Raw genomic sequence first — 24,490 nt, forward strand, 5'->3', positions numbered from 1 at the left:
GGCTTTTTTACCTTTTCAATAGTCTTTCTGGGAATTGACCAACATTTTCTAACGTGAGCTGTTGCATTACCTGATATAGCTGTGCTTTGAACAAACTGATGGTATGTTCTCCGCCTTCGTCGCCTAACGCACCAACGCCATACATAAATGGGCGTCCCATAAAATTAAATTCAGAACCAACGGCATGCGCCCGTGCGAGATCGACTCCGGAGCGTATACCGCCATCCAACATAATTTTTATTTTCTCCTTGTAAGTTGGATTGCTCGCGAGGTGTATCAGTGAATTGATGGAAGACTCTCCGGCATCGATTTGGCGTCCTCCGTGATTGGACACAATCACACCGTCAGCACCAATACCGATAACCGCTTCCATATCTTCATCGCTTGTAATACCTTTCACAACGAGCGCGCCTTTCCAAATATCACGGATGGCTTTTACTTTCTCGATATCTACCTTACCGGTAAAGGTACGATCCATAAATTTGCCTAACTGTGCAAGGTCGAGGCCTTTTTCCATATAAGGTTTTAAGGTAGCGAAGGAAGGTATGCCATGTTGCAAGGTTTTAATACCCCACAACGGGCGTGTCATGGCTTGCGTAATATTGGCGATATTCATCTTGGGCGGCATGGATAAGCCGGCTTTGATTTCGCGATAGCGAAGCCCAAAAGATGGAACATCTACCAAGACAACGAGTACAGGGCATTCTACCGCTGCCAGACGACGTAAAATGTCATCCCGTAGCCTGTTTTCTGTCGGATGATAAAGTTGAAACCAGGCCTTCCCTTCAGAAACTTCTGCAATACGCTCGATACTGCTGGTGGATACCGTGCTCAAGGTATATGGAATATCATTTTTAGCCGCCGCTTTGGCTAGAATTTCTGGTGCATTGGGCCACATCAGTCCTTGGAGGCCGATAGGGGAAATACCAAACGGAGCGCTATAGTGTCTTCCAAAAAGCTCTACAGACATGTCAATATCACCCGATACACGGAGGTATTGTGGTTTCAGTACAATATCGTCGAAGTCGCTTTCATTTTTTGCCAAATTCCATTCTTCGTTGCAGCCTCCCTCAAGGTAATCAAATGCGAATTTCGGAATCCTGGATTTCGCTTTTGCCCTTAAATCAGCAATGGAAGGATATTTTGAATTATATCGATATATGATTTTCTTACTCATTTGAAACGGTATTTATAATAGCGTAGCGAATATACGTACTATTTCATTATTTACTGTCCTGTTGTGTATCGTTTAGCGAAGGTAACATTTGTTGACAGACTGCACAAAATATTTTTTGTAAAATCCCATTTTATTCTTATCTTAGCCCCGCTTATAGAGAAAGGCCGAGGGAGTAGACCCGGTGAAGCCTTGGCAACCTGTCTCTTGACAAGGTGCTACATTCTACTCCTGATTGGGAGAAAGATAAGCTGAGCACACGCATTCTGGTGTCCTTTTCTCCAAAGCAAACAGTAAAAAGAAATTAAACACAACACGTACATATTTATGTTATTAACAAACAATTTAGGATACCCGAGAGTGGGTGCGTTCCGCGAATTGAAAAAGGCCAACGAAGCGTATTGGGCTAAAAAAATCAGCGCGGAAGAGTTATTGCAAGCTGGACTTAAAATCCGTGAAGGCAACTGGAAGACACAACAGGAAGCGGGTATCGACTTGATCCCATCCAATGACTTTTCGTTTTATGACCAAGTATTGGATTTATCGTTGACAGTAGGAGCTATTCCGGCTCGCTACAACTCTTTGTTAAACAAAATTGACCGCCAATATAACTTAGATTTATATTTTGCGATGGCGCGCGGTTTCCAAGAGGAGGGTGTAGACGTCACGGCGATGGAAATGACGAAGTGGTTTGACACAAACTACCACTATCTTGTTCCGGAATTTACGAAAGATCAAGCGTTTAAATTGACGTCTGAGAAATTCCTGAACGAATACAACGAGGCGAAATCATTGGGTGTGGAGACAAAACCCGTACTGATTGGTCCTATCACTTACCTATTGGTAGGTAAAGAAAAAGAAGAAGGCTTCAATCGGATTGATTTGATCGACAGATTATTGCCTGTTTATGAAGAAATTTTGGGCAAACTGGCTGATGCAGGTGCACAATATGTGCAGATTGATGAGCCTTTCTTGGCCTTGGATATTGATGATGCGACGCGCGCCTTATATGGTAAAGTATTTGAAAAATTGGCCGTTGCGGCTAAAGGCATCAAATTGATTGTTGCAACATATTTCGAAGCTCTCGGTGACAACGAGGAAACAGCCGTAAACTTACCGGTTCACGCGCTTCACCTCGATCTTGTTCGTGGAGAAAATCAACTAGATACCGTTTTATCAAAAGTTCCTGCATCTTTGACACTTTCTTTAGGGGTAGTTGAAGGCCGAAACATTTGGAAAAACGATTATGAAAAATCGTTGGTAAAAATTAAACAGGCGGTAGATGCGCTTGGTGCAGACCGCGTATGGGTAGCTCCTTCCTCATCATTGTTGCATGTTCCTTTTGATTTGGACAACGAAGATAATGAAGAGTCTTTACCTGCGGAGGTGAAGAACTGGCTGGCTTTTGCAAAACAAAAATTAGCCGAAGTGAAAGACTTAGCGGTGTTGGCTGATGGTGAGGTGGACGCAAAAACCGCGGAACGTTTTGAAGCGAATAAAGCAGCGGCGGAAAGTCGTCGTACGTCGCCTTTGATTCACAGACCAGATGTGAAAGAGCGTACAGCGAATATTACAGATGACGATGCTACACGTACATCTCCGTTCTCCGCCCGTAAAGCGGCACAACAGGCTAAATTTAATTTGCCGGCTTTTGCGACAACGACGATCGGTTCTTTCCCGCAAACGAAAGACGTCCGTAAGTGGAGAGCAGACTTGAAAAAAGGTACAATTACACAAGAGCAATACGATAAAGAGATTGCAGAAGAAACCGAAAGAACTATCCGTTTGCAAGAAGATCTTGATATTGACGTGTTAGTGCATGGCGAGTTTGAGCGTAATGATATGGTGGAATACTTCGGTGAGCAACTAGCAGGTTATGCGTTCACGAAAAACGGATGGGTACAGTCTTATGGCTCCCGTTGTGTAAAACCTCCGATTATTTATGGTGATGTTTACCGCCCTGCGGATATGACGGTTCGTTGGTCTGCTTACGCACAATCCTTAACTAACCGTCCGGTAAAAGGGATGTTGACGGGTCCGGTTACGATTTTACAGTGGTCATTTGTACGTAACGATCAACCACGCTCAACCACGACTTACCAGATTGCTTTAGCTATTTTGGACGAAGTACAGGCATTGGAAAAAGAGGGTATCAAAATCATTCAAATTGACGAGCCGGCTATTCGTGAAGGACTTCCTTTACGCAAGGCTGATCAGCAAGATTATTTGAATTGGGCTGTTCGCGCGTTCCGTGTTTCTTCATCGAACGTAGAAGATGATACACAGATCCATACGCACATGTGTTATTCGGAATTTAACGATATTATCGAAGATATCGCGGCAATGGATGCGGATGTCATTACGATAGAAACTTCGCGCTCACAAATGGAACTGCTTGACGCATTTGCCGGAGATTTCAAATATCCGAACGATATTGGTCCTGGTGTGTACGATATTCACTCACCACGTGTGCCTAGCACCGAGGAGATGGTACACTTGCTGCGCAAAGCAAAAGCGGTCGTTCCTGCGGAACAATTGTGGGTAAATCCGGACTGTGGTTTGAAAACCCGTGCATGGCCAGAAACCAAAGCGGCGCTAGAATCTATGGTAGAAGCAGCTAAGATATTGCGTGCCGAATAATGTAAGCGATAATTAGTATTATAAAAGTAGACGCAGCTCGAAGATTTTTCTTCGGGCTGTTGTTTTTTCATAAACGTAGAAATAACATTTTTTTTACAATAGCGGGTAGATTACTTCAAATAAGCTTAGTAATTTTGCAGGGCATGTTATTTAAGATTATTCATTCCATCGTGTTGCTGTGCTACCTGAATATTCTGGTTTATCAACCGGAGACAGGTTTTGCTATGCGCTACGACGATTCGCTGTTAAATGGTGAATCGCTCTTGGAGATTGTTCTGGATGATGTGTTGGCGCTGCCGATCGATAAAGACGCGACGGATGTAGAGATACTATACGACGAATACAGGTCGTATGAATACCAAATCTTTTCCTTACCATTTTTCGTACTGGTGTTGGCTGTCCTGTTTTCCTTTAAGCAGTTGGCGTCCTATGTAAAACATCCGGTATACGACGGAAAGAAACGACGTATTATACCGAGCTATTACACGCACTTGTATAGGCTACAACCTTTTTAGCTTTTTCATTCCCAATAGTTTCCCAATTCTTCGAATATTTTCGCAGATGTCAGTGTTTGGTTTTCATCCAAATGCAGTAATAGGCAGAAATGCGTATGATTTTTTATTGATTTTAGGATATTTTTTTCTTGTCAATATGAATAAAAAAGAACGCTAACAATAATATTTAAACACATTGCCTATTTCGAGAGCTTTCAAGTTTAATATAGGTTGATCATTTTTTAAGTAATAAATAATATAGTACATGAAGACAAGTTCATTGGTATTCCCGGCATTAGGATTGGCATTATTTGCGGGTAGTTGCACCGTTAAGAGTACGGAAAATAGTGCAGAGATGGTGAAACAGGTACCTGTGGTAAGTCTTACCGTAATGGATACCACCGTTTATAAAGAATACATTGCAGATATTCAGGCCACGAAAAATGTGGAGTTACGCTCGCGTCTAACAGGATTTTTGGAAAAGATATATGTAGATGAGGGTGCGTTGGTTAAGGCAGGCCAAGTTCTTTTCCAGCTGAACAATGAAGAATATAAGGCAGATTATGCAAAGGCAGAGGCAGCGCTTAATATCGCCATTTCGGAAGCTAAAAAGGTAGAGTTAGAGAAGGAACGGACAAAGAAGTTGGTGGAGAAAAATATTGTATCTACGACAGAGGCTGATCTTATAGCAGTGCAATATAAGGCTGCACTTTCCAAAATAGAGGAAGCTAAAGCGGTGAAGAACCAGATGCAAACCAAACTCTCCCAAACGCTTATACGGGCGCCTTTCAATGGTCGCATTGACAGAATTCAACTGAAGGAGGGTTCTCTGCTGGAGGAGGGATCTTTGATAACGACCATATCCGACTTAGGGAAAGTGAACGTTTATTTTGATATTTCTGAATCAGAATATCTCAATCTGGCTAGTGATTCCAATTTCCGTAGCAATACCTTTAAGCGGGCTGTAAAGCTTGTTTTAGCAAATGGTGAGGAGTATCCGCATGGTGGAGAAGCAAAAATTGTAGAAAGTGAGTTCAATCCCGGAACGGGCTCGATCTCGCTGCGCGCAAAATTTCCGAATGCAGAAGGGTTATTAAAACATGGCGCTTCAGGTAAGATTGCCGTGCCTGTATCGACAGGTGACACCAAGTTTGTACACCAAAAATCGGTTGTGGAGATTCAAGACAAAGCATATGTGTATGTTGTGGATGACAACTCTACCGTGAAAATGCAACCCTTTCAGGCGGGAGCGCGTGTAGGACATTATTACATCGTCGAAGGTGGTCTCGATGATAGCCAAAAGATTGTATTTGAAGGCGTTCGAGGGCTCCGCGATGGTATGAAAATAAAGTCGGTGACACAGCAGTAATACGATTGGATATACACTAATTTTTAGCAAATTATTTCATGTTTGAAACTTATATAAAACGACCGGTTCTTTCGTTGGTGATCTCTATTTTTATCACCCTGTTGGGACTTCTGGCCTTATTTACCTTACCGATTACACAATTTCCCGATATCGTACCGCCATCTGTTGTGGTAACCGCAAATTATACCGGCGCGAATGCCGAAGTGAGTACCGATGCGGTAGCCATTCCTTTGGAACGGGCAATTAATGGTGTCGCTGGTATGACATCCATGAATACCGTGAGTACGAATAACGGGAGTACATTGATACAGGTGACTTTTAATGTGGGCGTGGACCCGGATATTGCCTCGGTGAACGTCCAGAATAGGGTGGCCACGGTGCTGGATGAGCTCCCCGAAGAGGTTATCCGTGCAGGGGTTATTACCGAGAAAGAGGTGAACAGTATGCTGATGTACCTCAATATTTATACGACCGATGAAACAGCCGACGAACGGTTTATCTATAACTTTACGGATATTAATATTCTGAAAGAGTTAAAACGGATCGAGGGGGTGGGCTTTGCCGAAATTATGGGCTTCAAGGATTATGCCATGCGGGTGTGGTTAAAACCTGATCGTTTGGCTTCCTATCAGATATCGACGGAAGAGGTTATTGAGGCATTACGCCGCCAGAATATTGAAGCGGCACCCGGACAAACAGGAATTGGCTCGGACAAGACCGTGAACATGCAGCAATACGTGTTGCGTTATCCTGGCCGGTTTACGGAACCTGAGGAGTATGAAAATGTGCCTATCCGGGCGAATTCGGATGGTTCGATTCTGCGGATTCGGGATATAGCTGAGGTGGAGTTTGGTTCGCTGGAGTATGAAATGGCGTCAAAAGCCGACGGTCGGCCATCGGCCTCTATTATGATGAAGCAGCTCCCGGGATCGAATGCACAGGATGTAATCCAGCGTGTTAAAGACCGTATGGAAGAGTTGAAGGTGATGACTTTCCCTCCGGGAATGGAATTTAGTATGGGATACGATGTCTCCCGTTTTTTGGATGCATCCATGTCTAGTGTGATAAAAACGTTAATCGAAGCGTTTATCCTAGTCTTCTTGGTCGTGTTTATCTTCCTTCAGGATTTTAGAGCAACGATCATTCCCATCCTTGCTGTTCCGGTAAGTTTGATAGGAGCCCTGTTCTTTATGTTGATGATGGGCTTCTCTATTAACTTGTTGACGTTATTTGCACTCGTCCTTGCCATCGGTATCGTCGTGGATAACGGCATTGTCGTGGTAGAAGCCGTCTTTGCCAAGATGGAGGAAGAACATTTACCTCCTATGGAGGCAACACTTGCCGCTATGAAAGAAGTCGGCTCGGCAGTTATCGCTATCACCTTAGTGATGTCTGCAGTATTTATACCGGTAGCGTTCCTTTCCGGGCCGGTGGGAGTGTTCTATCGTCAGTTTTCGTTGACACTGGCGGCGGCGATTGTGATTTCGGGAATTAACGCGTTGACCCTGACACCGGCTCTGTGTGCGCTTATTCTTCGCTCGCCGCACGATAAAAAAGAATCTAATAGTTGGTTAAGCAGATTCTTTAAAAAATTTAATACTTCATACGATAAAACCGCGGGCGGTTACAAAAAGCTGTTGACCCGTATTGCTGGGCGCAGAATGATAACGGTGGGCATGCTTATTTGCTTCTTTGTTGTCACCTGGGGTGCCAGTAGCATATTGCCATCGGGCTTTATTCCTACCGAAGATCAGGGAATGGTGTATGTCAACGTCACAACGCCGCCGGGAGCTACGGTAGACCGTACAGAACGGGCATTGAATGAAGTGGACGAGATCGCCCGAAGCTTGGAGTCGGTCGAGACCGTATCTACACTTGCGGGATACAGTCTTTTAACGGAGGTGTCAGGTGCTTCTTATGGTATGGGAATGATCAACCTTAAACCTTGGGATGAGCGTGATGTGACGGTGAACGACGTGATGCGGGAATTACAGGAGAAGACAGCGCATATAGCGGACGCCGAGATTGAATTTTTTCCACCGCCGACCGTTCCCGGATTCGGTAATGCGTCAGGTTTTGAGTTGCGATTATTAGACCGTAGCGGAAATGAAGATTTAAATCAAACGGCAGAAGTTGTCGAAGATTTTATAACGGCCCTTAACAACTCGGAAGCCATCGAAGGAGTTTCTTCCAGTTTTGATGTGAGTTTCCCGCAATATATGCTAGAGGTGGATTATGATATGGCTGCTAAGCGGGGAATTTCAGTAGAAAATGCGATGACAACCTTGCAGACATTAATGGGGAGTTTTTATGCGACCAACTTTATTCGCTTCGGCCAGATGTATAAGGTTATGGTGCAGGCCGATCCACATTACCGGCAGCGGCCGGAGGACGTCTTAAATTTATTTGTAAAGACGGCAGATGGCGAAATGGTGCCGTATTCTTCTTTCATCCAGATGAAGCGTATTTACGGACCGGAGCAGATAACGCGGTATAATATGTTTACATCAGCGATGTTAAATGGACAGCCAGCACCCGGATTCAGTACGGGACAGGCTATTGAAACGATTCAACAACTGGCGGAACAATTGCCGCAAGGATATGTCATCGAATGGGCGGGCATGACACGGGAGCAGGTTATTTCGGGAAATCAGGCAGTTTATATTTTTGCGCTGTGTTTGGTTTTTGTGTATTTATTGCTTTCGGCGCAATACGAGAGTTTCTTATTACCGCTTCCGGTTATCCTTGGATTACCGGCAGGTATCTTTGGCTCCTTCTTGTTCCTAAAATTATTCGGACTGGAAAATGATATTTATGCGCAGGTGGCCTTGGTCATGTTGATTGGTCTACTCGGAAAGAATGCAATTTTAATTGTGGAATATGCCGTGCTAAAACAAAAACAAGGTATGAGTGTATTACAGGCAGCGATCGAAGGTGCTTATGTCAGGCTACGCCCGATATTGATGACATCGTTCGCGATTATCGCCGGATTGATACCGCTGATGCTGGCTTCGGGAGCAGGTGCTATTGGAAACCGAACGATTGGTACCGCTTCTGTAGGTGGAATGTTCGTGGGAACGTTATTTGGCGTCATTATTATTCCGGGGTTATATGTCCTATGTTCGCGTAAGAAAAAGGAAAAGAAAGTAAAGAAGGAGAGAATGATACCCAAAGTCGTCACATTATTGGCCGTTACCGGATTGATTGTATCGTGTAGCGTACCCAAGCAGTTGGAAAAAGGGACACATGCTGAACTGCCCGCGCAGTTTAATGGGGATAGTCTGACGCTAATAGATGCAGATACGACAACTATCGCTTACCGGCCTTGGAAGGATGTATTTACGGATCCGTACTTAAAAGAGTTGATCGATTCGGCATTGATCTATAATTATGATTTGCAGCAAGCTGTGCAGCGTATTGAAATTGCGCAAGCGAGTTTTAAGCAACGAAAAGCAGCTTTATTGCCTAGTTTAGACTTGGCAGCCGAAGCGGGATTACGGAAGTATGGATTCTATACGGAAGAGGGTATTGGGAATTATGATACTGGCTTTTCCGAGAACTTGAAAGACGATGAACAGATTCCTGAAATATTACCGGATTATTTTGTAGGCGTTCGGGCGTCTTGGGAACTGGATTTATGGGGTAAATTACGTGCGCAGAAGAATGCTGCATTTAATAGCCTGCTAGCAGAAAATGAAGCGAGACGACTTGTGGAAACCGAATTGGTGACTAATATCGCTTCTGCGTATTATGAGCTGCTGAGCTTGGATGCGAAGATTAATGTTTTTAATAACAATATCGTATTGAATGAGCAGGCTTTGGAGATCACCGAATTACAGAAAGATGCCGGTCGTGCTACACAGCTTGGCGTACAGCAGTTTAAAGCTTTTTTGGCAAATTCAAGAGGAGAGCGTGAACGTATTAAACAAGAAATTGTACTGTTGGAACATCATATTAATTACTTAACTGGGCGATTTAATACAGCGGTTCAACGAACAGAAGTTGGATTTGGCGCGCAACCTTTGTTTGAAAAATTGGACGTAGGAGCACCTTTTCAAATGCTAGCCTTGCGACCGGATATTAGGGAAGCATCGTTTCAACTTATCGGCGCAGAGCAGGATGTGAAATTTGCAAAAGCCGCATTCCTTCCTAGTGTTGTATTGTCCCCATTCGTCGGTTTACAGGCGTTTAGTTTTAATAAGCTTACAAACATCGACAAGTCATTGACGTATGGGTTGACAGGTGGACTGACGGCACCAATTTTCAATCAGCGCCAGCTTAAAAGTCAGTATGAGACCTACAAAGCCATGTACGGGCTAAGTTTTCTGGAATATGAAAAGCGGGTGCTTAATGCTTATAACGAGGTTTCGAACGCCGTAAAAACACAAGATCATATCGAACAGCGACAGCAGTATATCCAAGAGGAAGTGGAGGCACTCAAAGGTGCCGTGGCTGCCGCGAACGAATTGTTTATCGCCGGACGTGTATCTTACCTGGAAATTATTACGGCACAAAAAGATGCGGTAGCTGCTGAATTAGATGAGGTGGAAGTACAGAAAGAAGAATTGTTGAATGAGATCGTCATTTACAAGGCACTTGGAGGAGGTTGGCAATAGGCATTGCTAAAGCTCCTCCTTCAGGATTTTTTCCAGTTCCTCTGGACTGAGGTTCATATTGATGTTTCCATCTTTGGCAAAAGATATTTCACCTGTTTCTTCCGATACGATAACCGCAACTGCTTCGGATACTTCGGTGACACCGATGGCCGCCCGGTGGCGTAACCCAAATTGGGGAGGTAAATCTTCACTATCGGATAGTGGTAACACACAGCTCGCGGTCATAACGCGAAAGTCGACAATAACGGCGGCACCATCATGTAGCGGGCTGTTTTTAAAAAAAATACTTTCCAATAAACGCTTAGATACAGGGGCGTCAATATATTCGCCACTTGATTGATAGTATTCTTCGTCAAAGTAGCGGGAGAATACGAGCAGGGCTCCTGTACGGGAGCGGGACATGCTACGGCACGCATCAATAATAGGTTTTATTTGTTCGCCGTTATCAATTTGCGATGTTTTTTTATTGTTTAGAAAAGACCAAAAGAACTTCTTCCGCCGCAAGGAAATATTTTTTCCGATATGGATTAAAAAGCGCCGTATTTCCTGTTGAAAAACCACGATTAAGGCTATGGAACCAACAGATATGAATCCTCCAAAAATTTCCGTGAGCAGGCGCATTTCCATTTGTTTCACGACCAGGTAGATGCCATAAAAAAGACCTACCCCTATCAAGATATTAACGGCAATAGTGCCCTTTATTAAACTGTATATATAATAGATGATAATGGCCACCAGTAAAATATCAATGATGTCCAGTAGGCGGAAGCCGCTGAGAATATTTGGATCAAGATTATTCATTAACTGTTTGCAATTTAAGGTTTTTTTTGGATTTTCGTAGTAGGGGTAGAAAAACAAAAACATCATGACAAAACTATCAGTAAACATCAACAAAATAGCAACACTAAGAAATTCCAGGGGAGGGAATATCCCTAATGTAGTAGCTGCTGCATTGGCCTGTGAACGCTTTGGTGCACAGGGCATAACCGTGCATCCGCGTCCGGATGAAAGACATATACGTTACCAAGATGTTTATGATCTCAAAGCCGAGATTACAACGGAATTCAATATAGAGGGAAATTGTCAGGAACAAAAATTTATAGACCTTGTGTTGGCGAACAAACCGACGCAGGTAACGTTGGTTCCCGATGTGCTTGATCAGATTACCTCCAATCATGGCTGGGATACGATCAAAAACAGAGACTATTTGAAAGATATGGTGAAACGTTTTCAAGATAGTGGAATTCGCGTATCTATTTTTGTTGACCCCGATGAAGCGATGGTGGAAGGTGCGGCAGAAACCGGTACGGATAGAATAGAGCTCTACACGGAGGCTTATGCAGCGGAATTTGGTTACGATGATCAAACAGCGATAACACCCTATATAAAAGCAGCTCGAAAAGCACAAGAAGTGGGACTTGGACTAAATGCCGGTCATGATCTGGATCTTCATAACCTAAAATATTTTAACGAACGTATTCCGGGACTTCTTGAAGTCAGTATTGGTCATGCACTGATTGCAGATGCATTATATCTGGGGTTGGAAGAAACTATAAAACGCTATTTGGCTTGTTTAAAAGTGTAGGTATATTTTTGGTATACCTACACCTCCTATTTAATTAATTCCCTTAAATATTCTATTCCATCGTATTTTCGAGAGGAATGTTCCTTTTTCATCCCAGCTCATCCAGGTAAATAGCGCCTTACCCACGATATGATCTTCGGGAACAAAACCCCATGAACGGGAGTCTAACGAGTTATGTCTGTTATCGCCCATCATCCAATAATAGTTTTGTTTAAAGGTATAGCTTATTGCTTGTTCGCCGTTAATATAATAACTCCCGGCTTTTTTCTCTAGCGTATTGCCTTCGTAATCACGTATGGCGCGACCATATAGTGGAACGGTAAGGGAATCGAGGTTTACCGTCCATCCTTTCGCGGGAATGGTGAGTGGTCCGAAATTATCAATGGTCCAATGATAATGTTTGTCATGAGGATAGGCAGTTGTGCTTTCATCAATAATCATTTCAACATCCTTTACATTTCCCCAATTTTTGATCATTTCGGCTTGAGGTACCGTTATGTGCATCATGAAGACGCTGGGATCGGACATTTGTTGAAAATCTATACGTAAATCGTGCATCCTCTCACGGTTAAGTCCTGATCCATCTGTATAAACAAAATAGGCATGTTGCATCCCGGGAGGGGTAAAGGCCGGCTCTCCATTTATCAGTAGTTTTGCCCGTTCTAGAGATACGACGTCGCCGGGCATTCCAACGCAACGTTTGATATAGTTTTCACGTTTGTCGATTGGACGGGTGACAATCGTAAATTGATTGTGTACGGTCTCTTTTCCCATATTGCGTACGAGATCCGCATAGGTAGTTTCTTGATATTCCAAAGCTACGGTGTCTCCAGCTGGAAAATTAAAGACGACCACATCATTCCGCTTGATTTCTTGAAAACCGGGAAGACGCTTGTAGGGTAATTGTACGACTTCAGAATAGGCTTTGCCTCCTGTAACAGGCATGGTGTGGTGTGCGAATGGAAAAGCAATAGGGGTGATGGGGACGCGTGGTCCATAATTCAGCTTACTTACAAACAAGAAGTCACCAATCAATAGACTCCGTTCCATCGATCCCGTGGGAATCATATAGGCTTCGATAAGAAAACCTCTAATCAAAGACGCTGCTACGGTTGCAAAAATAATAGCATCCGCCCACTCACGTGATACGGATTTCTTGTAGGGATATTTTTTATGGAACTCTTCTGTGTTAGATTGTCCTAAGTATTTTACGTTAGGGTCTCTTCCCCACAACGGCAAAAATATAAAAGGTAATAATACCGCTACAACGGTTTCCCAAAACCTACGTTTTCCGAAGCTTTTTAGAAAATCGAGATACAGGGCATAAAAAATAAAAATATTCACGATCGGTACAAGGAGGAGGAGGACCCACCATGTGGGGCGAGCGGTCAGTTGTGCCATGATGTATTCCCTGTAAAAAGGGATAATAGCTTCCCAACCCTGTTTTCCGGCCTTTGTGAATAGCAACCACAATCCGTATAAAGTGGCAATAGTTAATATGGCGAAAATTATATAATACATATTTGTTAAATAAAATCAAACATCTCTGTTACTTGATAAAATCCTTGTTTATCCTGTAACCATTCAGCGGCAACAACAGCTCCCAAAGCGAAACCAGCACGGCTATGTGCCGTGTGTTTAAATTCGATCTGATCAACTTCAGAGCTGTATACAACGGTGTGTGTACCGGGAACTTCTTCTATACGATGGCTTTCAATTAGTAACTCATCCGGTTTTGGAATTACTTCTTCTCCTTCGCCAATAACATCGTTCACCCATTTTGTTTTACTAGGTGTGTTGTCTAAAATTCCTTCCGCGATGGTAATTGCAGTCCCGCTTGGAGCGTCGAGCTTGTGGATATGGTGTATTTCCTCCACCTGTACGTCGTATTGCTTGTAGGGGTTTATCGCTTTCGCCAATAGTTTATTGATATGGAAAAAAACGTTTACGCCGATGCTGAAATTAGAACCGTACAGCATGGTTTGATTTTCATCTTCGCATATCGATTTTACTTCATCCAAATGGGCGTACCAACCCGTGGTACCCACAACGATGGGTAAATTTGCTTCAAAGCACAAGTGGATGTTGTCCAACGCCGCCGCCGGTTCACTAAAATCTATGGCCACGTCTGCTTCAGCAAGATCATTTGCTGAAATAGATTCGCGGTTGTCTTTATCGACAATGAAAAAAATTTCATGACCACGCTTCATCGCAAATTTTTCGATAAGCTGCCCCATTTTGCCGTAACCTAAAATCACTACTTTCATATCTGATAACTGGTTAATTTTATTTTAAATTCATTGTAAGTTTGATACCTGGTGCTACGCCGAAACCTCCTAAAGCGTGAGACCCTGCTAACGCGGTATTCACATTGGGCATAAGTGTGGGGCGAATTCGCATGGTCATGTCGGAGCCAATATTCCATCTATATTTTAACATAGAGTCTACATAAGCTTCTACAACGTTCAGCCCCCAGAAACCGGCCGTGATGAGAATAGTCAAATCCCTATTTCTACGGCCGTAATCCTTTTGTTGAACTAAGCCTTGCGTGCCCCAATTAATGAGGTCCGGATCATTCGGTTCATCATTGTACTTTATTCGATACTCCAATTCATCCAAGAATTTTTTATAATACCATTGCCAATAATCGAATACGACATATCCTGTGACCAACCCGCCATATATAATAGGTACTTTAACCCACCATAATCCTTTATTGGTATATTGTCCCCATCCAGGTAAAATCAAAGAACGTTTCCAAGCTGTACGGGAAATCTGTTCGATTTCCAAACGAGCGGAATCCTTTTTAATGTCCTTATAATAATATTTTTCTCGTTCTTTCTCTGCTTTTTCCCTTGCTCTGCGCTCTTTCCGTGTTTCTTTTATCACGCTGTCCTGCACAGCTCCGAGCGTGTCTTGCGGCATATCTACCGAATCTTTGAGGACAATCTTTGTCTTAACGGTATCTATTTCCGTTGTATCTATGATGTTGGTAGTCGTATCCCGCTCTTGTGCATTTAAGCTTAACGTGAAGGAAACAATCAAAAACAGTATAAATATGTAACGCATTACCAGTCCAATAATTCCAAGATACGACTTAAATCGTCTTCACTCTCAAAAGGAATCTCAATAGCTCCTTTGCCTCTGCTGTTTTTCAGGTTTAGTTTTACACGTGTAGAAAACCTGGACGCCAGATCATCCTCAATCTTTTGGTATTGGAAATCTAGTTGCTTACCTACTGGATTTTTCTTCGGTTTGTTCTGTTGCTGTATATTGCGGACTAAAATCTCAGCCATCCGTACAGAAAGCCCCTTGTCAATAATTTCTTGATAGACATACAGTTGTTTTTCCACTTCGCCTACGTTAATTAGCGCACGTGCATGTCCCATAGAGATCTGTCCATCGCGGATGCCAGCTTGAATAACAGGAGGTAATTTTAACAAACGAAGATAGTTGGTTACGGTAGAACGATTTTTGCTTACCCGTTCGCCGAGCTCTTCTTGTTTAAGATTACATTCCTCAATCATACGCTGGAAACTCAATGCGACTTCAATAGCATTGAGGTTCTCACGCTGGATATTCTCGATAAGTGCCATTTCCAACATCTGTTGGTCGTTGGCCGTACGGACGTACGCTGGTATATCATCAATACCAGCTAATTTTGCTGCTCGTAGACGACGCTCTCCACTAATTAATTGGTACTCATTCTTTCCTACCTGACGGACTGTTATCGGTTGGATTAACCCTTGTGTTTTAATAGATTCGGAAAGTTCCTGCAAGGCTTGTTCATCGAAATCCGTACGGGGCTGGAAAGGGTTAACGGCTACCTGACTAATTTTGATAAAATTAATACTGCCAGCGGCCGTATTGGTGTTTTCTTTCGCTACAGAGTCTCCTTTAGCCACATTCTTTGTTATTTGCACATCGTCACCTTGTAATAGTGCACCCAAGCCCTTTCCTAATCCTGTTTTTCTTTGTAATGCCATACTATACTGTTGCTGTTTGCGAATTCTCTGTAACTAAACCATTTTTCTGTAATATTTCACGTGCGAGATTTAAGTAGTTGATGGCACCTTTACACGATGCATCGTGCATAATGACGGAAATGCCAAAGCTAGGCGCCTCGCTTAATCTGGTATTCCGTTGAATGATGGTGTCAAAAACTAGATCGCTGAAATGCGTACGAACCTCTTCTACCACTTGGTTCGACAGGCGTAGACGCACATCATACATGGTCAATAGGATACCTTCGATTTCTAAACTTGTATTCAGCCGTGTTTGAACAATTTTAATGGTGTTCAACAACTTTCCTAAACCTTCCAAAGCAAAATATTCACATTGTACCGGGATAACAACCGAGTCGGATGCGGTTAATGCATTTATAGTAATTAATCCCAACGAGGGTGAACAGTCTATGATAACGAAGTCGTAGTCGTCTTTTACTTCATCCAACATTTTCTTCATTTTGAACTCTCGTTCATGCATATTGATCATTTCAATCTCTGCACCCACGAGGTCAATATGTGCCGGTAGCAAATCGAGATTAGGTGTGTCTGTTTGTTGGATAGCCTCGCGCGGCGGCAGGTCGTTCACCAAACATTCATATACGCTCGCCTTGATCACTCGAGGATCAAAACCAATCCCCGAAGTGGAATTTGCTTGAGGGTCGGCATCTACCAATAATGTCTTATGCTCCAAAACAGCCAAACTCGCCGCCAAATTGATGGAAGTTGTTGTCTTTCCTACGCCGCCTTTCTGATTGGCTATTGCTATTATTTTTCCCATGAGATGAACCCCTTTTTTTATCTAAATGCCGACCGAATAAAACTTTCCCAAAGTTAACGCCAAATTTACATTCCTAAGATAAAGAAAATGCTTAAATGATGTTAAAAATCGTATTTTTGGCAAAAGCTCTTACCCAACGGCTAAGGTTGCTAAGATACAAAAAAATAGCATTACCCTTTTATATAGAATGAGGGCTTTTTGTAACTGCACTATTTTATAATATGAACTTGATTATATCGGGGACAAACCGCGAACGGAGTAACTCATTAAAAATTGCCAAATATTATCAGCAGGAGTTGCAGCGGAGGGGAGAATCGTGGGAATTGCTCTCGCTGTCTGACTTACCGGAGGATATTACCGTTACGGATTTATATGGAAAGCGTAGCGAAGCTTTCAAACCTATACAAGCGAAAGTTTCCGCGGCAAAGAAATTTGTTTTTATCATTCCGGAATATAATGGCAGTTTTCCGGGGATATTAAAGGTATTTATAGATGCTTGTTCTTTTCCCGCCTCGTTTTTCCATAAGAAGGCGGCTTTGGTAGGTGTATCGACTGGCAAATATGGCAATATACGGGGTGTTGATCATTTCACCGGTGTATGTAACTACATGCGCATGCATGTCTTACCCTTGAAAATTCATTTGTCAAAAGTCCACGATGAGTTGGATAATGATGATCAGCTTATTGATGAGTTGACAACGAAGTTTGTGCAGGAGCAGATTGACGAGATTGCGCGTTTTTAGATAGGTCCATTGACAATGCTGTTCAATAACTCTTCCACATTGCTTTGCAAATCTGTGTCTTCCCTAGGGCGTTGCTCTAACTGGGTTTTATGCTTTTCGTAGTTGAACAATGTCCAGCAACCTTGATGGTATTCCAAGGCGGAGAGGTTTTCAATCCAATCACCAGAATTCATATAGGTACAAGTCCCTTTTTTCGTTTCTATTTGTCGAATTTGAGGTTGGTGAATATGGCCACAAATAACATAATCATAGCCATTTTCGATAGCAAGATGCGATGCGGTTTCTTCAAAATCAGAAATGAATTTTACAGCTTTTTTTACGGAATTTTTAATACGCTTTGATAGGGAATACTTTTCATAACCCAATTTGACCAAGCCCCAATTGATGATGTTATTCAATTGAATCAAGCGGTCGTATCCCCAGCCACCAAGTTTAGCAAGCCATTTTGTGTGTTGGATGGAAGCATCGAAAACGTCTCCATGAAAAAACCAAACTTTCTTGTTGTCGATGTCCAGTAATTTTCGGTTGGTCAGTTCGATGCGTCCAAACTGCATCTTTCCGAATTTGCGTAACATTTCGTCGTGATTACCGGTGATGTAGACCACGTCACAATCGGTATAGGCTAAATCTAAAATGTACTTTAAAACCTGTAAATGCGATTCGGGGAAATAACTTTTTCGGAACTGCCAGATGTCGATAATATCGCCATTGAGAATGAGCTTTTTCGGCGCTATGGAGGATAGGTATCTTAGTAGCTCCTTTGCGTGGCAACCATATGTTCCAAGATGAACATCGGAAATAACGACCAATTCAACATTTCGTTTCATATTCGTTTTTCCAAAGTAAACTTATTTTTGTTAACCTAAGATGTGCAGGGGGTTAACAAATTATCAAATATTGTTTACGGTTTATGCTCGTCCACTACATAGCCGAGCATGTAGTCTTGAAATTTTTCGTAATAGACTTGGAAAGATCTAACTAATCTTCCTTTACGAAGCATAACCGTCATCACGCCCTGTGGTTTATATTGGAAAGGTAGGATGGTTATGTTTTCCAGAAAAGAGATGCCTTTATTGCCTTGAAGTTTATAAACGGCTTCTTTGGCGCACCAACAAGCATACAATTGTTCGATATTATCGTTCTGTATAAAAGCCAGTTCATTAGGCTTCATAAACTTTTCTTTGATACGCAGTACCTTATCTTTAACGATTTCGAGGTCGATGCCACAAGGGCCTTTTTGGCTCATAATGAGTCCGGCGTAATCGTAGGAATGCGTAAACGATATTTCATACGGATAATTCGATAAATAAGGCTTCCCATTTTCATCGGATGGACAGGAAATAAACTCATCCGTTTTGAGGAGATAGCGGAGTAGGACACGCGAAGCCAACCAGTGTAGGGTACGTTTTCCCTTGCTGAAACGTTCTAAGACGGATTTCTCCCGTTCATCAAGCTGCAAGCGGTCTAATAGTTCTTCAACCGTTTCTTCTATTTTCCATATAGCGAACTTTGTGTCGCTATCTAACTCTCGAAGGTATACCAATGCCATATTCAAATGTAAATAAAATTGCTTTTACTTTGTGTAAGCATGCATATAGATATATTTATATCTAAAGTTATCTAAAAAAGTTGATTTTTAGCCTGTTCGCTGTTAAATAGTGTTAAAGGGTGGCCTTTAATGCCAAGCATACCTATTTTTGTAGATAGAAGGATGAAGAAGCGTAGTATCACATTGATTATAGGATTAATGTCTGTTGCTCTTATGGGGGTAATGGCGATGCAATACTATTTTATCAGAGAGTCTTTTAAACAAAAGTCTCAACTTTTTGATGAGGCGGTTACGGCTGCCCTTGCTTCGGTTGCAGGTAAGATTGAAAAGCAGGAGATTTTTGAGTTTGCTCGTGAGCAGGATCGCATTAATCAAGAGAAATTCAAAGCTGACCAAGCTATGCGGGAGCGTAATGAGCAGCTTTTGGCAAGTCAATTGACCATTCAGGAGAAGATAAAAGAGCTACAGCGGCAGCAATTTGATTATCAACAGCGTTATCGAGAAGAAGAAGAGAATTTAAAAGCACTTGTTCCCAATGCGATTTATGTGGACAACGCGTTCTACGAAACATACATAAGAAGGAAACGTTACCAGGCCTATATAGACTTTAATGTTGTCAATAATTACCTTGGTGAAGGATATATTGATACGGATATAAAATTAACGGCAAAGCGTGGAGTGCCTTTGGTTCCTGCAAAAGATGATAGTACGCGGTTTATCATTCCCTATTTTAGGAATAATAGGGTAGAAGCCATGCAGACGGCTACCTTGATCCCTCGGGTACATCGGAAGATAGCGGACGAGTTGCAAGAGTTGGAGAGCCAATTGGTTGTACTGAATGCAAAGAAATTGCAGCAAGCAACGACACTTTTTGATACATTGGCGATTATAGGAGGTAAAAGTGAGCATATTTTAAAAGATATCGAATCAAGTATACTGCTTGCAAAAAAGCCATTTCGTGAGCGACTGAACATCAAGTACTTAAAAAAAGAGTTGGATGCAGAGTTGAACAAACGTGATATTTACGTGCCTTTTAATATTGAAGTAAGGGATGATCAGAGCTATATTATCTACGAAACCTTGCAAAGCAGTAATCCTAAAACAAAAAGACAGTTCGCGAAGTATAGTACAAAGTTGTTTGAAAATGATTTGAACAGTTCGCCTGGTCTTCTGTCCATCTATTTTCCCAACAAATCGTCAGTGATCCGGGATACGATGAGTTATATGCTCTTGCCAATGATCGCATTGTTGGCGTTGCTTATAGGCGCCTTTGCTTATACATTAAGTATCATCTTTCGGCAAAAGAAAATTTCGGAGATGAAAACGGATTTCATGAATAATATGACCCATGAGTTTAAAACACCTGTGGCAACCATTATGATAGCGAGTGAATCTCTCCGTGATCCCGAGATTGCCGCTGATGGAAAGCGTGTAAATAGATTGGCCAATATTATCTATGATGAGAATATTCGGCTTGGTAATCATATCGAACGGGTATTGAATATTGCTCGTTTAGAAAAGGAAAATTTAAAAATAGAGAAGGTGGATGTCCATATAAACGCGGTTGTTTCCGGTGTTTTGGACAGTATGAACCTACAGCTCCAGCGAGCGAATGGGATACTCCATGTGGATATAGCTGCTTCGAATGATTTAGTCATCGGGGACGAACTTCATTTGTCCAATGTGTTTTTTAACTTAGTGGATAACGCTATCAAATATAGTAAAGATGCTCCCGAGATTACGGTAAAAACATATAACGCGAAGCATAATATTATCGTTACTATCGCAGATAATGGGATGGGGATGACGAAAGACCAAAAGGAAAAGATTTTTGATCAATTCTACCGGATTCCGACAGGGAATGTGCATAATGTCAAGGGATTTGGGTTAGGATTAAGTTATGTTAATGATATTGTAAAACGGCTTAATGGTAAAATTCAGGTGAAGAGTGAAAAAGACAAAGGCACAATCTTTGAGTTAACTTTTCCTTTGAAAGGTGCAACACCTGATCGAGAAGTATAAAAAGGACATTCGTATGCAAAAAATATTACTAGCTGAAGATGACCCTAACTTAGGCGAACTTCTAAAAGATTACTTAGAATTAAAAGGAAAATTTGATGTCACATTAGCCCAAGATGGTGATGAAGCACTGACCGCTTTTCGTAAAGAGAAATATGACTTGTGTATTTTTGATGTGATGATGCCAAAAAAAGACGGATTTTCATTGGGTAAGGACATCCGTAAAATGGATAAAACCGTGCCCATTATCTATGCTACGGCAAAAGGCATGATGGAAGACAAAACGCAGGCATTCGAACTGGGAGGAGATGATTACATCACGAAACCATTCCGCGTGGAAGAATTATTACTTCGTATTAATGCACTTTTAAAGCGCGTATCCAAGGATAAGGAAGAGGAGTTGGCAGATAAATTTGAAATTGGGGAATATTTCTTCGACTATACTAGTCAGATTATTTCTTTTAAGGGTCAACAGCAAAAATTGTCGACCAAAGAAGCCGAATTATTGCGGTTATTATGCTTGAACAAAAACGATGTGCTTACGCGAGAGGAAGCATTGGTGAAAATATGGCATGACGATAATTATTTTACGGGCCGTAGTATGGATGTATTTTTGAGTAAATTGCGTAAATATCTCAAGGAAGACCCTAATGTGGAGATTGTTAATGTACACGGGAAAGGGTATAAGTTATTGGTAAGTTAGTAGGGGCGCATAGCTATGCACCCCTTTAAATTTTTATAGTGATAGAATCTCTACGATTCTGGTTAGGTTTTCGTTTATCTTATCAATATGTTTAATCGCTTTGTTAAACGGAGTGAATTGTACCTGTCCGCAGATAAGCCCGGCCATTTCTCCTCTTCTTCCGTCTAGTAAGCCTTCTACGGAGGCTACTCCTAGTCTACTGGCTAAAACCCTATCCATACAGCTCGGTCTGCCACCACGTTGGATATGTCCTAATATAGAAAGGCGCACATCGTAATGTGGAAAGTTTTCCTTGATTTTATCTGCAACAACTTCACCTCCCTCTTTATCTCCTTCCGCTACAATGATAATACGTGAGGATTTGTTTTTACGCGATTTATCTAGACGTTTCATGATCGCGTCGTAATCGACATTCAGCTCAGGGATTAATACTGCCTCCGCGCCCGTACTGATACCAGAACGTAATGCAATCAAGCCAGAGTCACGTCCCATAACTTCGATAACAAACACACGGTCATGGGATTCAGCGGTATCTCTTATCTTATCAACAGCATCAACGACGGTGTTGATAGCGGTGTCGTATCCAATAGTGAAATCCGTTCCAGCTAAGTCGTTGTCGATGGTTCCTGGCATCCCGATGATGGGAATATCAAACTCCTCGATAAATTTAGATGCTCCTGTAAACGTTCCGTCGCCACCGATAACAACTAAGGCATCAATTTCTAGTTTTTTAATGTTTTCATATGCTTGTTTGCGGCCCTCGTAAGTTCGGAATTCGTCGCTTCTGGCTGTTTTGAGAATGGTGCCGCCACGTTGAATGATATTAGCGACCGATTTAGCGTCCATAGGAACAATTTCACCTTTTACTAAACCATCATAACCTCTGCGTACGCCAAACATATTTAAATTGTTATATATCCCGGTACGTACAACGGCACGGATACCTGCGTTCATTCCCGGAGAATCTCCTCCAGACGTCAAAACTGCAATATTCTTTATCGTCTTCATCTAATTATTTATTTATTCTTTTTATTTCTATTCCCTGTCATTAAATGCGTCTATGCCGCTTTGTAAGTAAGCCGAATAGCTGTTTACATTATAGTCCGCACCGCTAGGGGGTATCAATACGTTACCTCCGGTGTCTACGATGACGTATAGCGGCTGCGAGTTACTGTTGAATGTCGAAGCCTGAAAATCGCTGTTCTTTGCGCCGATCGTGCGGATGCGTTTGCCCGAGTACTCCGAGACGTATTGCTCCTCCGCAGACAGCTCAGTCCTGTCGTCCACGAAAAGCTCCACCATCACGAACTCCTCTCGAAGCAGCCCCGCCACCTTTGGATCGGTCCACACGTTGGCCTCCATCTTGCGGCAGTTTACACAGTTCCAGCCTGTGAAGTCGATCAGCACCGGCTTGCCTAGTTCTTTCGCTGCGGCAAGCCCCTCTTCGTAGTCGTAGTATGGGTCGAAACCCTTGGGCGTACCTCGCTCGTGGAAGATCTCGTAGTATTTCTTCTGCTTGCCCGAGTTGGATATTCCTGTAGCGGCCGAACCCAAGTTTACCGTAGACAGGTCGAAGTCCTGTGTCGCCGATGGTGGTAAGAAAGCCGATATCGACTTTAACGGTGCCCCCCACATGCCAGGCACCATGTACACTACGAAGGCGAACACGATGATCGCCAGAATGGTCCGCGGAACGGATAGGTGTTGTAGCGGACTGTCATGTGCAAAGCGCAGCTTGCCGATAAGGTACAGTCCCAACAGCCCGAATATGGCTATCCAAAGAGCCAGAAAAACTTCTCTGTCCAGCCAGTTCCAGTGGTATGCAAGGTCTACATTGGACAGGAACTTCAATGCTAGCGCTAACTCCAGGAAACCTAGCACTACCTTGACGCTGTTGAGCCAGCCACCCGACTTGGGCAGGGACTTCAGCATCGAGGGGAAGAAGGCGAACAGCACGAAGGGTATAGCAAGGGCAATGGAAAACCCCAGCATGCCGATAGCGGGACCTAGCCGCTCACCTTTGGATGCGGCCTCTACCAGTAGCGTACCAATGATTGGTCCGGTACAGGAGAAAGAGACCAGTGCTAAGCTGAAAGCCATAAAAAACAAGCCCAATAGCCCACCTTTATCCGACTGGGCATCTATCTTATTGACAAAGGAACTTGGCAGAGTGAGTTCGAAAGCACCGAAGAAGGAGGCTGCGAAGACCACCAGTATTAGAAAGAACAGAAAGTTGAAGATCCCATTGGTAGACAGGGCATTGAGTGCATCGGAGCCGAAGGCTATGGTGATGAGCATACCTAGTGCCACGTATATGACGATGATGAACAGCCCATATAGGAGCGCCTGTGATACGCCACTGGCACGGGATCCGCCCTTCTTGGTAAAGAAGCTTACGGTAAGCGGTACCATGGGGAATATGCAAGGCATGATGAAGGCTGCGAAGCCGCCGAGCAGTCCGGCAATGAAGATCCCCCAGAGAGACTGTTTGCCTTCGGCGCTGGCGTCCACGGGGGCATCGATTACCGTTCCCCCTTCCGCCTCCTCATTTGCCGTTCCATCCTCGAAGACCAAATCATCCGGCACCTCCAACAGCGTATCTTCCTCTGCTTCGCCAGAACCGTCCGTAAATTCTAGATCATCAAATGAAATTAAGCTATCTTGCTGTGCAAATGACGAATTATATAAGGCAAATGTTAAAATTTGTAAGACTACAAAATACTTAAATAATGAACGCATTGCTTATTTAGATAAATCGCTAAAATAAAAAAAAGGCAGTAAACTTACCGCCTTATCATTTTTTATATTCGTAA

19 protein-coding genes and 1 riboswitch are annotated in these 24,490 nt (G+C 42.8%); of the genes, 8 read left to right on the forward strand and 11 right to left on the reverse strand.

Annotated features, from left to right (window positions below):
- Positions 1 to 7: 7 nt before the first annotated feature.
- A complete protein-coding gene (locus tag FXV77_RS07505; RefSeq protein WP_148918598.1) occupies positions 8 to 1,177 on the reverse strand; it encodes an alpha-hydroxy acid oxidase in 1,170 nt (389 codons plus the stop codon).
- Between the two features lie 148 nt (positions 1,178 to 1,325).
- A riboswitch (SAM riboswitch) is annotated at positions 1,326 to 1,427 on the forward strand.
- Positions 1,428 to 1,501: 74 nt separating this feature from the next.
- On the opposite strand from FXV77_RS07505, the gene metE reads away from it, so the two are divergent.
- From metE to FXV77_RS07525, 4 genes are all read left to right on the forward strand, one after another.
- Positions 1,502 to 3,814 carry a 5-methyltetrahydropteroyltriglutamate--homocysteine S-methyltransferase gene (metE, locus tag FXV77_RS07510; RefSeq protein ID WP_148918599.1) on the forward strand — a complete coding sequence of 771 codons (2,313 nt, stop codon included), beginning with the start codon at positions 1,502 to 1,504 and terminating at the stop codon, positions 3,812 to 3,814.
- Positions 3,815 to 3,957: 143 nt separating this feature from the next.
- Complete coding sequence (locus FXV77_RS07515) at positions 3,958 to 4,329, forward strand: hypothetical protein (protein ID WP_148918600.1); 372 nt, start codon at positions 3,958 to 3,960, stop codon at positions 4,327 to 4,329.
- A gap of 244 nt (positions 4,330 to 4,573) precedes the next feature.
- Positions 4,574 to 5,677, forward strand: coding sequence for an efflux RND transporter periplasmic adaptor subunit (locus tag FXV77_RS07520; RefSeq protein WP_148918601.1), 1,104 nt, complete (start codon positions 4,574 to 4,576; stop codon positions 5,675 to 5,677).
- A gap of 38 nt (positions 5,678 to 5,715) precedes the next feature.
- A complete protein-coding gene (locus FXV77_RS07525; protein ID WP_148918602.1) occupies positions 5,716 to 10,293 on the forward strand; it encodes an efflux RND transporter permease subunit in 4,578 nt (1,525 codons plus the stop codon).
- 6 nt (positions 10,294 to 10,299) lie between these two features.
- On the opposite strand, the gene cdaA is transcribed toward FXV77_RS07525, so the two are convergent.
- Complete coding sequence (gene cdaA, locus FXV77_RS07530; RefSeq protein ID WP_148918603.1) at positions 10,300 to 11,094, reverse strand: diadenylate cyclase CdaA; 795 nt, start codon at positions 11,092 to 11,094, stop codon at positions 10,300 to 10,302.
- Positions 11,095 to 11,158: 64 nt separating this feature from the next.
- Here cdaA and FXV77_RS07535 point away from each other — a divergent pair, with 64 nt between their 5' ends.
- Positions 11,159 to 11,878: a pyridoxine 5'-phosphate synthase gene (locus tag FXV77_RS07535; protein WP_148918604.1), complete on the forward strand. Its 720-nt coding sequence runs from the start codon at positions 11,159 to 11,161 to the stop codon at positions 11,876 to 11,878.
- 30 nt (positions 11,879 to 11,908) lie between these two features.
- On the opposite strand, the gene lepB is transcribed toward FXV77_RS07535, so the two are convergent.
- Genes lepB through FXV77_RS07560 form a run of 5 tightly spaced genes read right to left on the reverse strand, consistent with a single transcriptional unit; the run spans position 11,909 to position 16,663 of the window.
- The gene (gene lepB / locus FXV77_RS07540; protein WP_148918605.1) at positions 11,909 to 13,399 is read right to left on the reverse strand and encodes a signal peptidase I; all 1,491 of its coding nucleotides are present in this window, start codon (positions 13,397 to 13,399) and stop codon (positions 11,909 to 11,911) included.
- Positions 13,400 to 13,404: 5 nt separating this feature from the next.
- Positions 13,405 to 14,145 (reverse strand): 4-hydroxy-tetrahydrodipicolinate reductase, encoded by a 741-nt coding sequence (gene dapB, locus FXV77_RS07545; RefSeq protein ID WP_148918606.1) that lies wholly within the window; start codon positions 14,143 to 14,145, stop codon positions 13,405 to 13,407.
- A 19-nt stretch (positions 14,146 to 14,164) separates the two neighbouring features.
- Positions 14,165 to 14,947 carry a DUF5683 domain-containing protein gene (locus tag FXV77_RS07550; protein WP_148918607.1) on the reverse strand — a complete coding sequence of 261 codons (783 nt, stop codon included), beginning with the start codon at positions 14,945 to 14,947 and terminating at the stop codon, positions 14,165 to 14,167.
- Positions 14,947 to 15,864 (reverse strand): ParB/RepB/Spo0J family partition protein, encoded by a 918-nt coding sequence (locus FXV77_RS07555; protein WP_148918608.1) that lies wholly within the window; start codon positions 15,862 to 15,864, stop codon positions 14,947 to 14,949. The genes FXV77_RS07550 and FXV77_RS07555 overlap by 1 nt, the downstream gene beginning before the upstream one ends.
- 1 nt (position 15,865) lies before the next feature.
- A complete protein-coding gene (locus tag FXV77_RS07560; protein WP_148918609.1) occupies positions 15,866 to 16,663 on the reverse strand; it encodes a ParA family protein in 798 nt (265 codons plus the stop codon).
- A gap of 221 nt (positions 16,664 to 16,884) precedes the next feature.
- Here FXV77_RS07560 and FXV77_RS07565 point away from each other — a divergent pair, with 221 nt between their 5' ends.
- On the forward strand, positions 16,885 to 17,406 hold the full coding sequence (locus tag FXV77_RS07565) for an NADPH-dependent FMN reductase (RefSeq protein WP_148918610.1): 522 nt from the start codon (positions 16,885 to 16,887) through the stop codon (positions 17,404 to 17,406).
- On the opposite strand, the gene FXV77_RS07570 is transcribed toward FXV77_RS07565, so the two are convergent.
- Entirely contained in the window at positions 17,403 to 18,233 is an 831-nt protein-coding gene (locus FXV77_RS07570; RefSeq protein ID WP_148918611.1) for a UDP-2,3-diacylglucosamine diphosphatase, read from the reverse strand. The two genes, FXV77_RS07565 and FXV77_RS07570, sit on opposite strands and share 4 nt — an antisense overlap.
- A 74-nt stretch (positions 18,234 to 18,307) precedes the next feature.
- Positions 18,308 to 18,955: a 4'-phosphopantetheinyl transferase family protein gene (locus FXV77_RS07575; RefSeq protein WP_148918612.1), complete on the reverse strand. Its 648-nt coding sequence runs from the start codon at positions 18,953 to 18,955 to the stop codon at positions 18,308 to 18,310.
- Positions 18,956 to 19,117: 162 nt separating this feature from the next.
- On the opposite strand from FXV77_RS07575, the gene FXV77_RS07580 reads away from it, so the two are divergent.
- Positions 19,118 to 20,977, forward strand: a complete 1,860-nt coding sequence (locus FXV77_RS07580; RefSeq protein ID WP_148918613.1) for a sensor histidine kinase — start codon at positions 19,118 to 19,120, stop codon at positions 20,975 to 20,977.
- Between the two features lie 13 nt (positions 20,978 to 20,990).
- A complete protein-coding gene (locus FXV77_RS07585) occupies positions 20,991 to 21,677 on the forward strand; it encodes a response regulator transcription factor (RefSeq protein WP_148918614.1) in 687 nt (228 codons plus the stop codon).
- A gap of 33 nt (positions 21,678 to 21,710) precedes the next feature.
- Here FXV77_RS07585 and pfkA read toward each other — a convergent pair whose 3' ends face one another.
- Complete coding sequence (pfkA, locus tag FXV77_RS07590; RefSeq protein WP_148918615.1) at positions 21,711 to 22,685, reverse strand: 6-phosphofructokinase; 975 nt, start codon at positions 22,683 to 22,685, stop codon at positions 21,711 to 21,713.
- 27 nt (positions 22,686 to 22,712) lie between these two features.
- Positions 22,713 to 24,416, reverse strand: a complete 1,704-nt coding sequence (locus FXV77_RS07595) for a protein-disulfide reductase DsbD family protein (RefSeq protein ID WP_148918616.1) — start codon at positions 24,414 to 24,416, stop codon at positions 22,713 to 22,715.
- Positions 24,417 to 24,490 lie beyond the last annotated feature (74 nt).

The sequence above is a fragment of the Sphingobacterium phlebotomi genome (assembly GCF_008180195.1).
In the GTDB taxonomy this organism is placed as follows: Bacteria; Bacteroidota; Bacteroidia; order Sphingobacteriales; family Sphingobacteriaceae; genus Sphingobacterium; species Sphingobacterium phlebotomi.

Bases quoted from the DNA above. Each gene is read 5' to 3' on its own strand.
- FXV77_RS07505 (WP_148918598.1), bottom strand. From the start codon at position 1,177: ATGAGTAAGAAAATCATATATCGATATAATTCAAAATATCCTTCCATT.
- metE (WP_148918599.1), top strand. From the start codon at position 1,502: ATGTTATTAACAAACAATTTAGGATACCCGAGAGTGGGTGCGTTCCGC.
- FXV77_RS07515 (WP_148918600.1), top strand. From the start codon at position 3,958: ATGTTATTTAAGATTATTCATTCCATCGTGTTGCTGTGCTACCTGAAT.
- FXV77_RS07520 (WP_148918601.1), top strand. From the start codon at position 4,574: ATGAAGACAAGTTCATTGGTATTCCCGGCATTAGGATTGGCATTATTT.
- FXV77_RS07525 (WP_148918602.1), top strand. From the start codon at position 5,716: ATGTTTGAAACTTATATAAAACGACCGGTTCTTTCGTTGGTGATCTCT.
- cdaA (WP_148918603.1), bottom strand. From the start codon at position 11,094: ATGAATAATCTTGATCCAAATATTCTCAGCGGCTTCCGCCTACTGGAC.
- FXV77_RS07535 (WP_148918604.1), top strand. From the start codon at position 11,159: ATGACAAAACTATCAGTAAACATCAACAAAATAGCAACACTAAGAAAT.
- lepB (WP_148918605.1), bottom strand. From the start codon at position 13,399: ATGTATTATATAATTTTCGCCATATTAACTATTGCCACTTTATACGGA.
- dapB (WP_148918606.1), bottom strand. From the start codon at position 14,145: ATGAAAGTAGTGATTTTAGGTTACGGCAAAATGGGGCAGCTTATCGAA.
- FXV77_RS07550 (WP_148918607.1), bottom strand. From the start codon at position 14,947: ATGCGTTACATATTTATACTGTTTTTGATTGTTTCCTTCACGTTAAGC.
- FXV77_RS07555 (WP_148918608.1), bottom strand. From the start codon at position 15,864: ATGGCATTACAAAGAAAAACAGGATTAGGAAAGGGCTTGGGTGCACTA.
- FXV77_RS07560 (WP_148918609.1), bottom strand. From the start codon at position 16,663: ATGGGAAAAATAATAGCAATAGCCAATCAGAAAGGCGGCGTAGGAAAG.
- FXV77_RS07565 (WP_148918610.1), top strand. From the start codon at position 16,885: ATGAACTTGATTATATCGGGGACAAACCGCGAACGGAGTAACTCATTA.
- FXV77_RS07570 (WP_148918611.1), bottom strand. From the start codon at position 18,233: ATGAAACGAAATGTTGAATTGGTCGTTATTTCCGATGTTCATCTTGGA.
- FXV77_RS07575 (WP_148918612.1), bottom strand. From the start codon at position 18,955: ATGGCATTGGTATACCTTCGAGAGTTAGATAGCGACACAAAGTTCGCT.
- FXV77_RS07580 (WP_148918613.1), top strand. From the start codon at position 19,118: ATGAAGAAGCGTAGTATCACATTGATTATAGGATTAATGTCTGTTGCT.
- FXV77_RS07585 (WP_148918614.1), top strand. From the start codon at position 20,991: ATGCAAAAAATATTACTAGCTGAAGATGACCCTAACTTAGGCGAACTT.
- pfkA (WP_148918615.1), bottom strand. From the start codon at position 22,685: ATGAAGACGATAAAGAATATTGCAGTTTTGACGTCTGGAGGAGATTCT.
- FXV77_RS07595 (WP_148918616.1), bottom strand. From the start codon at position 24,416: ATGCGTTCATTATTTAAGTATTTTGTAGTCTTACAAATTTTAACATTT.